Annotated in this window: 13 protein-coding genes; 4 read left to right on the forward strand and 9 right to left on the reverse strand. The window is 70.1% G+C overall.

Going from position 1 to position 9,687, the window contains the following annotated elements; all coding sequences use genetic code 11:
* Positions 1-328 precede the first annotated feature (328 nt).
* The 8 genes from Q0C38_RS22630 to Q0C38_RS22665 all read right to left on the reverse strand — a co-directional run bounded on the left by Q0C38_RS22630 (position 329) and on the right by Q0C38_RS22665 (position 6,694).
* Entirely contained in the window at positions 329-1,183 is an 855-nt protein-coding gene (locus tag Q0C38_RS22630) for a DNA/RNA helicase domain-containing protein (protein ID WP_291299408.1), read from the reverse strand.
* The gene (locus Q0C38_RS22635) at positions 1,180-1,890 is read right to left on the reverse strand and encodes a hypothetical protein (RefSeq protein ID WP_291299409.1); all 711 of its coding nucleotides are present in this window, start codon (positions 1,888-1,890) and stop codon (positions 1,180-1,182) included. The genes Q0C38_RS22630 and Q0C38_RS22635 overlap by 4 nt, the downstream gene beginning before the upstream one ends.
* Positions 1,891-2,113: 223 nt before the next feature.
* Positions 2,114-2,275: a hypothetical protein gene (locus tag Q0C38_RS22640; RefSeq protein ID WP_291299410.1), complete on the reverse strand. Its 162-nt coding sequence runs from the start codon at positions 2,273-2,275 to the stop codon at positions 2,114-2,116.
* The gene (locus Q0C38_RS22645) at positions 2,275-2,415 is read right to left on the reverse strand and encodes a hypothetical protein (protein WP_291299411.1); all 141 of its coding nucleotides are present in this window, start codon (positions 2,413-2,415) and stop codon (positions 2,275-2,277) included. The genes Q0C38_RS22640 and Q0C38_RS22645 overlap by 1 nt, the downstream gene beginning before the upstream one ends.
* Positions 2,416-2,679: 264 nt before the next feature.
* A complete protein-coding gene (locus Q0C38_RS22650; RefSeq protein ID WP_291299412.1) occupies positions 2,680-3,561 on the reverse strand; it encodes a DMT family transporter in 882 nt (293 codons plus the stop codon).
* A 7-nt stretch (positions 3,562-3,568) separates the two neighbouring features.
* Positions 3,569-4,723 carry a GNAT family N-acetyltransferase gene (locus Q0C38_RS22655; protein ID WP_291299413.1) on the reverse strand — a complete coding sequence of 385 codons (1,155 nt, stop codon included), beginning with the start codon at positions 4,721-4,723 and terminating at the stop codon, positions 3,569-3,571.
* A 54-nt stretch (positions 4,724-4,777) separates the two neighbouring features.
* Positions 4,778-5,248 carry a RidA family protein gene (locus tag Q0C38_RS22660; protein WP_291299414.1) on the reverse strand — a complete coding sequence of 157 codons (471 nt, stop codon included), beginning with the start codon at positions 5,246-5,248 and terminating at the stop codon, positions 4,778-4,780.
* 45 nt (positions 5,249-5,293) lie between these two features.
* Positions 5,294-6,694 (reverse strand): hypothetical protein, encoded by a 1,401-nt coding sequence (locus tag Q0C38_RS22665; RefSeq protein ID WP_291299415.1) that lies wholly within the window; start codon positions 6,692-6,694, stop codon positions 5,294-5,296.
* Positions 6,695-6,896: 202 nt separating this feature from the next.
* Between Q0C38_RS22665 and Q0C38_RS22670 the strand changes: the two genes are divergently transcribed.
* From Q0C38_RS22670 to Q0C38_RS22685, 4 genes are read left to right on the forward strand one after another with little or no spacing between them, the layout of a single operon-like run.
* On the forward strand, positions 6,897-7,280 hold the full coding sequence (locus Q0C38_RS22670) for an NADH:ubiquinone oxidoreductase subunit NDUFA12 (RefSeq protein ID WP_291299416.1): 384 nt from the start codon (positions 6,897-6,899) through the stop codon (positions 7,278-7,280).
* Between the two features lie 51 nt (positions 7,281-7,331).
* Complete coding sequence (mlaD, locus tag Q0C38_RS22675) at positions 7,332-7,880, forward strand: outer membrane lipid asymmetry maintenance protein MlaD (RefSeq protein WP_291299417.1); 549 nt, start codon at positions 7,332-7,334, stop codon at positions 7,878-7,880.
* Entirely contained in the window at positions 7,873-8,109 is a 237-nt protein-coding gene (locus tag Q0C38_RS22680; protein ID WP_291299418.1) for a hypothetical protein, read from the forward strand. The genes mlaD and Q0C38_RS22680 overlap by 8 nt, the downstream gene beginning before the upstream one ends.
* Positions 8,099-8,473, forward strand: coding sequence for a DUF2155 domain-containing protein (locus tag Q0C38_RS22685; RefSeq protein WP_291299419.1), 375 nt, complete (start codon positions 8,099-8,101; stop codon positions 8,471-8,473). The genes Q0C38_RS22680 and Q0C38_RS22685 overlap by 11 nt, the downstream gene beginning before the upstream one ends.
* A 4-nt stretch (positions 8,474-8,477) precedes the next feature.
* Here the strand turns inward: Q0C38_RS22685 and Q0C38_RS22690 are convergent, their stop codons facing one another.
* Positions 8,478-9,506 carry a DUF2950 family protein gene (locus Q0C38_RS22690; RefSeq protein ID WP_291299420.1) on the reverse strand — a complete coding sequence of 343 codons (1,029 nt, stop codon included), beginning with the start codon at positions 9,504-9,506 and terminating at the stop codon, positions 8,478-8,480.
* Between the last annotated feature and the right edge of the window lie 181 nt (positions 9,507-9,687).

Genomic DNA, 9,687 nt, shown 5'->3' on the forward strand with positions numbered 1-9,687 from the left:
TTCGAGGACTACAACACCATCCACCCTCACAGTGGCTTGCGCATGCGCTCGCCGCGTGAGTTCATCGCTGCGCAGTCACCAACCCAAGCCGCTTGTCCGGTTTGATGGGGGCAACTCCAGCAATGAAGACGTCGCCGTTCGCTGTCGTTGCCAGCACCCGCTGGCCAATCGGCGCAGTGGCCGCTGGCTGCCAACGTGCAATTGTCCGCAATCCGTCGCACATGATCTCGTCTTCCATCAAATGGCGCACCAGCGCGTGCAATTCTCGCCCGCTCAGGGAATATCAGGATCGGAGTTAAAGTCCCCACCTACCCAATGCCGATCAGCGCTACGATGACCGACCAGCCCGCGTGCCGGCCCATGATCTGAGGAAAGCGGCACCCTCCTGCCGCGCAGGGCCGAACACGGCGTTGAGGCCGCACAGCGTCTTGCCGGCCCCGGGAATGCCGGTGACGAACACCACGACGCGCGCATTGTCGGCCTTCGCCTGCGCCACCGCGCGCGCGATCGCCGCCGTGGTGCGGGTGAGGTTGGCCGCATCGGCACGCGCTGCCGCAATGTCAGCGACACCGTTGCGCGCATAGAGCATCGTCGCCGCCTCGACGATGCCGGGAACGGGGCGATACGGGGCCGCGAGCCACGCCGCACCGTCGAGCGATCGTTGTGCCAACGGACAATGACGCTGCACCCAGCCGACCAGCGCGGCGAGGCCGGCACCACCGCCCGCGACAGGCGGCACGACGCCATGCCAGAGCAGCGGTGGCTGGGACGGCAGCGGCAGTGCTGCCATTTCCGTCAGCAGGATCGGCACGATCGGGTGATCGCGCGAGCCGGCATGGAAGTCGCGCAGGTCGAGGGCGTAGTCCTCTGCCTCCGCGAGTGCTGTGGGCGAGGCATCGCGCGTCTTGAACTCGAGCACGATGATGGCGCGGTCGGTCAGCACCACGGCGTCGATCCGCTTGCCGAGGCGGATCAGGTCGTACTCAAGCGCGATGGTCCATGCGCCGCCATCGTTGGCAGCGACCATCGCGCGGAGCCGAGCAATCGACGCCTCCCACGCCCCGATCTGCTCGGCACTCGCCGACAGCCCTTGCGCTGCCTGCACCGCGGCGAGCCGGCCGACGATGTCGGCGGCATCGCGCGCGAGCAGTTCAGCACCCGTGCAGGAGAGCCACGCCCTCACCGAGGGCTGGCCACGCCCACCAAGCCGACACGCGTGGCCCGGTGCGCGACAGCGAGCATCACCAGGGCCAGGAGCGCGAAGGTGAGCGCAAGCGGCGGCTCACTGACCACCACCATCACGCCCTGGAAATCGACATAGGCGAAGTCATCGAAACTCTGTCCGACACGGAACGTCAGCGTGAAGCTGTCCATCAGCCCGGTGACGCCGAAGAAGCCGGTGTACTGGTTTCGCTGCCGCTCCTGTGCCGCATCGAACGCCGCCTCGAAGAACGGGATAGGCTCCGGCGTAAAGCCCATAACTCCGACGAAGTAATCCAGCGTTCCGGCGAAGCCATAGACCGGCTGCTCGAACTCGTAGGTGATCGACCACGCGCCCAGGCACGGCCAGAAGGCGGAGGCGCAGCCGAGCAAGGCGATGAAGCGGCCTGGCGTGTAGTCAGTCTGCGCACCACTGAGAAGAAATGTCCGAGGCCACCAGACCTCCGGCGCGCCACCCGATGTCCGCGATACGAAGGCCTCTTCCGACGGGTCGGTAAAGACGCCCCCGGCATCCTCGAAGGACACGGCGCGCGTGCGGATCGGTGCGTGAACGAGATGATTGTCGACATCCCGCTCGACCCGCAGATCAGCCTGGATCTGGTCCATCGCCTGCTGCCATGCAGCCCTGTCGAGGAACACGGCGGCCCGCGCCTCCGTCCCCTGCAACATAACGAGGCATATCATTGCAAAAACCAATCGTTTCATTGTCGTCCCCCGCTTCAAATCAACAAGGCAGGCTAGGAACGGACCGCATGCGGCGGCAAGGCTCTTTCGGCGATTTTCTTGCGCATTCTGGTCCTGCGCCACGGCCTGACGCAGCCGGTGCGATGGATGCGGGCGCGTGGCCCGGGGGCAGGCAAGCCGCTGCCGCCGCGACGCATGATGCCCGTCGTCATGCCAGCCACCGTTCCGCGACGCGCCAGACGATCGGCGCGACGGTCGCCACGAGGATCAGCAGGCAGGCGACGAGCAGCCATTCAAAGATGGCGGCGCGGCGCTGGTGATTCCGCTCGCTTTCGGCCGATGGCCTCGGAATTCGCGGCCCCTCGATCATCACGCACCTCCGACCAAAGTGGAGATGAATCGGCCAGGCGTGTCGCCATCGTGAGCGCGATCGCCCGCGACGATTGCGGCCCTGTCGCGGAACACGGCGGCACGTTCCGCCGTTCCCTGCGTCAGGATCACGAAATTCATTGCGTATATGTTTCTTTTCATGAACACCCCCCGGCTCAAATGAGCCAGGCAGGCTAGGAACGAAACGCATGAGGCGGCAAGGGAATATCGACGGTTTTTCCTGCGCTGATCCGGTTCTGCGCCACGGGCTGACGCAGCATGACGCGATGGCATGCAAGCGCGTGCGTCCTCGCGCAGAATCCGCTTGGGTCGCCACGCGAATCGCTTCGCAATCGGATGCAATCAGTCGCAGGACCCGGCTCGACCAATGCCAGCGATCGTGGCCTAGGGTACCCGCCCCCGCACGGGCCACGTTGCGAGCAGGATCGAGGCCAGCATCACCGCGAAGCCGACCGCGTGAACGCCAGTGAACCTCTCGCCCAGCACCAGCACGCCGAGTGCCGCGGCCGTCGCTGGCAGGAACGCCGAGAACACGCCAGCGATATTCGCCGGCGCGCGGCGCAACCCGCCATACCAGAGCAGCAGGCACAGCACCGATGCGGTGAGCGAGTGGAACACCAGCAGTGCCGCGTTCGTCGCGTTCGCGGCACCAGGTGCGAGCCATGGGAGCGAGCCCAGCGCGAAAGGCGCGAGCTGTGCTGCCGAGAACACCTGCATCCAGAACGCGGCGGTGATGACGCCGACGCGCCCCGCATTTCGTTTCGCGAGCAGTACATACACCGCCTCGCCCACGACGCCGGCGAAGATCAGCGCGTTGCCGACAACGCTGCCCTCGCCGCCACCGCCGGCGCGCACGGCGTTGATCGCGGCCATGCCGAACGCCGCAAGTGCCGCCGCCGCCCAGGCGCGGGGCGAGAGGCGCTCGCGCAGCCACAGCGCGGAGCCGAGCGCCACGACCGTTGGCAGCGTCGCGAGGACGAGCCCGCCTTCCAGCGCGGTGGTGAGCCGCAATCCCGCCAGCAGCCCGGCGTTGTAGAGGGCCGTGCCGAAGGCCGCCTGCCAGAAGAGGTTGCGCATCACCTCGCGCCCAGGCCGCGGCCCCGGTTCGATCGCGCGCATCAAGGGCCACAGCACCAGGCAGGCCAGCGCGCAGCGTAGCCCCGCGATCAGCGGGATCGGCAGGTCCTCGGCCAGGAGTTTCGCCACCGGCACGTTCGCGCCGACGAGCACCATCGACGACGTCAGCATCGCGTAGGCTGCGAGCATCGGCCCCTCAGACCTCGTTCGCTTTTCGGAATGGGGAGGCTTCCTCGGCCAACGCGGCGATTTCCTCGGCGATGGCGGCCCGCTCGCGGTCGAGGAAGTCGGCGACGGCGCGGCGCAGGCCGGGGTGGGCGATCCAGTGCGCGCTGTAGGTGGGAACGGGAAGATAGCCGCGGCTGATCTTGTGCTGCCCTTGCGCGCCGGCTTCCACGCGCGCGAGCTTCTGTTCGATCGCGAAATCGATGGCGCGGTAGTAGCACATCTCGAAATGCAGGAAGGGCTGGTCGATCGAGGCCCCCCAGTTGCGGCCATAGAGCGTGTCGGTGCCCACCAGGTTCAGCGCCGCCGCCACGGGATGCCCGTCCTTCTCCGCCCAGACGAGCACGACACGATCGCCCAGCCGTTCGCCGAGCAGGGGGAAGAACGCGCGGGTGAGATAGGCCTGGCCCCATTTGCGGTCGGTCGTCGCGCGGTAGAAGCGGAAGAACTGCGCCCAATGCGCGGCCGTGATCTCAGCCCCGCGCAGCGTGCGGATGACGAGGCCCTCGGCCGCACGCTCACGCTCCTTCCGGATCGCCTTGCGCTTGCGCGACGCCAGCGCGCCCAGGAAATCGTCGAACGTCGCATACCCCTCGTTCCGCCAATGGAACTGCACGTTGGTGCGCTTGAGCCAGCCCTGCCCGCCGAGCGCGTTCCATTCCGCCTCCGTGCAGAACGTCGCGTGCACGGAGGAGAGTTTCAGCGCCTCTGCCGCCTGCACCAGCGCGGCGCCGACCGCCCCGCGAAGCCCCGGCGCATCCGCCGCGTCATGCCGTACGAGGAGCCGCGGCCCCGGCACGGGGCTGAACGGCACGGCGCATTGAAGCTTGGGATAGTAGCTGCCACCGGCGCGCTCGAACGCGTCGGCCCAGGCATGGTCGAACACGTATTCGCCGTAGCTGTGCGACTTGGCGTAGAGCGGGGCGCAGGCGACGAGCCGCCCCGTACCGTCACGCAAGGCCGCGTGCTGCGGCAGCCAGCCGGTGCGCTCGCCGGCAGAGCCGCTGTCCTCCACCGCCGAGAGGAACGCATGCGATACGAACGGATTGTCAGCGCCCGCGCAGGCATCCCAGTCGGCGGCGGCGATCTCGGCGATGGCCGGGTGGAGGGAGAGGGTCAGCGGCATGCCGTGCATGTGGCACTCAGGGCGCGGCGCGCCACCCTCTCCCCCCGCCGCACGTCAGGCGAGTTCCACCATCGCCTCGACCTCGGTCGCGGCATCGCCCGGCAGGACCGGAACGCCGATGGTCGAGCGCGCGTGCCGCCCGGCATCGCCGAACACGGCGACGCAGAGGTCGGACGCACCGTTCATCACCATGGCCTGCTGCGTGAACGATGGCACCGAGGCGATGAAGCCGCCCAGGCGCAGCACCTGCTTCACCCGGTCGAGATCGCCGCCCGTTGCCTCACGAATCTGCGCCAGCACGTTGATGAAGCAGACGCGGCAGCTTTCCTGGCCCGTCTCGAGGCTCACCCCGTCGCCGAGCTTGCCGGTAAAGGCGATCTTGCCGTCGATGAACGGCACCTGGCCGGAGACGACGAGGAGGCCTCTGCCCGAGACCGTGAAGGGCACGTAGTTGGCGATCGGCTTTCCCGCCGGCGGTAGCGTAATCCCAAGTTCCGCAAGCCTCGCCTCGATCCGTCCAGCCATGTCGCACGCTCCCCCTGTCGATTGCGAGGGCGGACGGTAGCGCGGTCAGGAGGCGGCGGCGAGCTTCGGTTGCGCGGTGCGCGAAGGGGCGCGGCGGCGGGGGGTGTGCAGCGCCGTGGCGGTGATGCCGAGACCGAGGAAGGGTGTCACCGCCTCCTCCATCGCCGCCCGCGCCGCCGCGGGCGCACCCGAGCTGAGAACCGCGCGCACGGCATCGGGCAGGTGCGGTGCTGCGTCCGCCGTGCCGTCGCCGATCGCGTGGCGCTCGGCTGCGTCCAGCGCCGGATGCTCTGGCAGGATTACGTCGGGGTCGGCCAGCGCCGCGGCGTGGGCGAGCGAGACGGCCCCCGCAAGGTGCTGCTCGACATCGGCCGGGTCGAGGCCCGCATCGACGATGAGCCGCAGCGCCTCCTCCGCCACCCCTGCGAGCGTGCCGTGGCCGGTGATGGCGGCGATCGCCGCGCGCTCCTCCTCCACCGAGAGGCCGAGGGCCGCGATCGCGCGCAGCGCCGGGCGGGCAAGGCGGCGGTGCGGCCTGGCATCCTGCCCTTCCTCGTGGCGGACGATGGCGGCCAGCGGCTCGGCGCCGATGCTGTCGGCGCCCAGCATGCGCTCGACCAGCCCCGGCCCGGCGAGGGCGACGAGGCCGAGCTGGCGCAGACCATGCCGCCTGGCCGCCGCAAGCCCGCGGTCGAGCGCTGCCGCCGCGTCGGCCGCAAGTGTCGCTGGCGCGCCCGGCAGGATGTGGTCGAAGGCCGCTTCGAGATGGGCGAGCACCGCACTCCGCCGCTCGATCCAGGCGGGGCAGGGCGAGAGGCGTCGGGCAAGCCCGGCGGAGGCCTCGACAGCGGTGCCGAGAACGAGCGCCAGCAGCGCGCTCGCGGTGCCGCGCGCCTCTGCCGTGGCATAGGCGAAGCCGGACGCCATCAGCGCACCGGCGAGGTTGGCCGGCACGATCGCCGCGGTGCGCGACGGCCCGTGCGGGCCTGCGAGCTCGAGGGCCGTCATCGCCTGGCCCACCACGCGGGCGAGAGCCCCCGTGGCGATGTCCTGCGAGGGCTCGACGAATGCGGCAAGGTCGATCACCCAGCGCGGCTCCGCCCCGCGCGCGCCGTGCCACAGCGGCGCATCAGGCGCGCCCCGGGCCGTGGCGAGCTGGAGCCTGAGCGCATCGAGCAGCCCCTCGGCCTCCTCCGGCCCGGGCAGCACGCCGCGCGTCAGCCCCGCCCTGCGCCAGCCGCGCAACAGCGGCTCGATCGCATCGGCGAGCGTCGCGGCGGCAGGCGCGAGCGTGGCGAAGGCCTCGACCTCGGCCTGGCCGTAGGCAGACGGCATGGAGACGGCGCGGGGAAACATGGTGCGCTGTGCACCGTCATGGGCGGCATCCTCGACCGCGACGTCACGCGTGGTCCAGGCGAAGCCTGCCCATGTCTCGGCATGCGTCATGTTTGGCCGGCTGCCTGGCCGATCTGGCCGCGCCATGGTCGCCCTCCGTCTGCGCTGCGGCGATCCTACAGTGCGAAAACCTGGGCGGAAAGCATATCTTGGGGGCGAGGCGGGCGTGGCACACCAGATGCGGTGGCCCTTCGTGTCTGGACGCAGCGGCACGCGCCGTGCGATGGTCCGGCCTCGTTTTCAGGGCATCGGCATGACGATCGGCACCCGGCTTTTCACCAGGCTGAGGGGTCGCGAAGTGGGTCGCGACCGGTTCGGCAACACCTACTACGAGGAGCGGCGCGTGCGTCCGGGACACCGGCAGCGCCGCTGGGTGATGTATGCCGGCGCGGTCGACGCCTCCGCGGTGCCGGCGGAGTGGCATGCCTGGCTGCACTACACGCTCGATGCGCCGTTGTCGGAAACCCACCGCCACGCCTGGCAGCAGGACCACCAGCCGAACCTCACCGGCACGCCTGCCGCCTATCGCCCGCCGGGGCATGACCTAGAGGGCGGGCGTCGCGCGCGCGCGACCGGCGACTACCAGGCCTGGTCGCCGGACGGTGACGGCGATGACGCGGCCGGCAAGCCGCGCTGACGGTGGCGACGATGAACGACACGAGCCAGGGATGAACGAGAAGAGCCCGGGATGAACAAGAAAAGCTTGGCCGAGATCATCGCCGGCGCGCTCGTCCTCGGCGTGGCTGCCTTCTTCCTGTACTATGCGGTCAGCCATTCCGGTCGCACCACCGGGCCCGGCGTCACCATCTCCGCCCGGTTCGACAGGATCGACGGCCTCGGCTCGGGTGCCGATGTGCGCATGGCAGGCGTGAAGATCGGGTCGGTGATCGACCAGCGGATCGACCCTGAGACCTACCTCGCCATCGTGACGATGCGCGTCGACAGCCGCATCAAGCTGCCGCGCGACACCTCGGCCGCGATCACGTCGGAGGGGCTGCTCGGCGGCCGCTACATCGCGCTGGTGCCGGGCGGGGACGACCGGATGCTGGGCGAAGGCGGGGTGATCACCGCGACGCAGGCGGCGATCAGCTTCGAGGACCTTCTGGGCAAGTTCATCTTCGGTGTGACCGACCTTGTCGCCGCCGTGCAGAAGCAGAACGAAGCCCAGCCTGGAACCCAGCCGGGAACCCAGCCCGCACCCGCCCCTGGTCCCGCCCCCGCGCGCCCGGGTGGATGAGGCGGCCGTGGCCGAGGCAGGGGCAGCGGGTTCCGGGCGGCGCTGGCTCCAGCCTGACGGTACGCCGGTGTCCTGCCGCGAAAAGCTGAAGGTGCTCGAGGAGAACTGGGCCGAGCTCGACACCGTGCTGCGCGAGGCCTTCGAGGACGCGGTGTTGATGGGCGTCGACCCCGAACGGCTGCGGCAGATGCTTGCATCCCTGGTCGCCTCTCTGCCGGATGGGCGCTGAGACGATGCGCGCCATCGCGCTGTCGCTGCTGCTGGTCGCTGCCCCGGCTGCCGCGCAGGGCCCAGGCTGGGTGCCGGCGCGGATGGCGGAGCTTCAGGCGCTCGACAAGGTGACGGCGCGGATCAGCGTCCTCGAGGCGCCGGTCGACCAGGTGGTGCGGTTCGGCACGCTCGAGATCCGGGTCGGTGCCTGCAACCGCCGCCCACCTGACGATCCGCCCGACAGCGCCGCCTGGCTCGAGGTGCGCGACACACGCCCGGGGGCTGCCGAGGTGCCGTTCAGGGGTTGGATGTTCGCGGCCTCACCCGGCCTCAACATGCTCGAACACCCGGTCTACGACCTGCGCGTTCTCGCCTGTCGCTGACCCGTCAGCGCTCCGTTGGCTCGACAGGCTGCCAGCCCGGGGCAGGATCGAACGCGCTCATGCGTGACACGGCAGCGACCGTGTCGGTCCCGAACTCCCGTTCAAAGACCTTCCCGCGCCAGTCCATGATGAATGTCGAGAGCCCCGTCTCGCCGGGCCGCACGGGCCAGGCGACCACGGCATAGCCTTCGGTCAGCCGCCCGTCGCGCAGGTAGCTTTTCTCGCCGCCTTCGGCAGCCTTCCCCTGGGCGGTGAGGATGCGATAGCCATAGCCGCCGACCGGGCGGAAATTCGGATCGTTCGGCCGTCCCTCGGCGCGGGCGAAGGCCTCGTTGAGCCCGATCGCCGCACCTGGGAGCGCCCCCTGCGGCGAGGGCACCAGCCCGTCGCTGCGGCCTGGGCTGCTAGCGATGCGCTGGGCGAACTGCAACACGCCGTCACCCACGCTGTCCTGCCGCCGGAAGGCATTCTGTGCTCCTGCGAGTGCCTGGAGTGCCCGGATCGCATTGGCCTCGTTCACGCCGATCCGCCGCTCGCGCATCGCTTCGATCGTGGCTGCCTGGTCGACGACCCAGCCGCGCCCGGTGCGCACCAGCGTCGCCGGCAGGGGGTTCCGGTCAGGCCCGAACAGGACGCTGGCGCGGCTCTGCTGTGCATCGAGGTAGGAGATCGTGAAGGGCATGCGCGAGAGCTGGTCCGCCATCGACCGGCGGACCTCGACCGAGCGCCGCTCGCCAGGCGGAACGGCGGCAGCAACGCGAGGGCCGAGCACGCGCGTCAAGGCCTCGAAGCCGGGTTCGCGCATCGCCGCGATCATCGCCGCGATCACTGCCTCTGGCGTGGCGAAGGCCTGCTGGGCAGGCGGCTGCGGCGGCGGGGCGGGACGGTCGGGGATCGGCTCCATCCGCACCACGGGCCCGGCATCCGCCTGGGCGAGCACGGGTTGAGGCGCGACGAGAGCCGGCGCCAGGATGGCGGCCAGGGTGACGGCGACTGCAAGTGCGGCGGACCGCAGCGTGTGGTGCATGGTCATGTCCTTCACATGGTCTCCGCGTCAGCGCCGGCCGCCGCCGCCGCCACCACCACCACCACCGCTGCGGGCGGCGGGCGGCGGCGCGCTGCGCTGGGGTGCGGCACTGCGTTGGGGGGCGGCACTGCGTTGGGGGGCGGCACTGCGTTGGGGGGCGGCACTGCGTTGGGGCGCAGCACTGCGC

Source organism: Elioraea sp., from assembly GCF_022842375.1.
GTDB lineage: Bacteria > Pseudomonadota > Alphaproteobacteria > Acetobacterales > Acetobacteraceae > Elioraea_A.

What these genes read in the sequence shown, in the direction of transcription:
- Q0C38_RS22660 (WP_291299414.1), bottom strand. Translation starts at nt 5,248, where the DNA reads ATGGCTGGACGGATCGAGGCGAGGCTTGCGGAACTTGGGATTACGCTA.
- Q0C38_RS22665 (WP_291299415.1), bottom strand. Translation starts at nt 6,694, where the DNA reads ATGACGCATGCCGAGACATGGGCAGGCTTCGCCTGGACCACGCGTGAC.
- Q0C38_RS22650 (WP_291299412.1), bottom strand. Translation starts at nt 3,561, where the DNA reads ATGCTCGCAGCCTACGCGATGCTGACGTCGTCGATGGTGCTCGTCGGC.
- Q0C38_RS22655 (WP_291299413.1), bottom strand. Translation starts at nt 4,723, where the DNA reads ATGCCGCTGACCCTCTCCCTCCACCCGGCCATCGCCGAGATCGCCGCC.
- Q0C38_RS22690 (WP_291299420.1), bottom strand. Translation starts at nt 9,506, where the DNA reads ATGACCATGCACCACACGCTGCGGTCCGCCGCACTTGCAGTCGCCGTC.
- Q0C38_RS22685 (WP_291299419.1), top strand. Translation starts at nt 8,099, where the DNA reads ATGGGCGCTGAGACGATGCGCGCCATCGCGCTGTCGCTGCTGCTGGTC.
- mlaD (WP_291299417.1), top strand. Translation starts at nt 7,332, where the DNA reads ATGAACAAGAAAAGCTTGGCCGAGATCATCGCCGGCGCGCTCGTCCTC.
- Q0C38_RS22670 (WP_291299416.1), top strand. Translation starts at nt 6,897, where the DNA reads ATGACGATCGGCACCCGGCTTTTCACCAGGCTGAGGGGTCGCGAAGTG.
- Q0C38_RS22645 (WP_291299411.1), bottom strand. Translation starts at nt 2,415, where the DNA reads ATGAATTTCGTGATCCTGACGCAGGGAACGGCGGAACGTGCCGCCGTG.
- Q0C38_RS22635 (WP_291299409.1), bottom strand. Translation starts at nt 1,890, where the DNA reads ATGTTGCAGGGGACGGAGGCGCGGGCCGCCGTGTTCCTCGACAGGGCT.
- Q0C38_RS22640 (WP_291299410.1), bottom strand. Translation starts at nt 2,275, where the DNA reads ATGATCGAGGGGCCGCGAATTCCGAGGCCATCGGCCGAAAGCGAGCGG.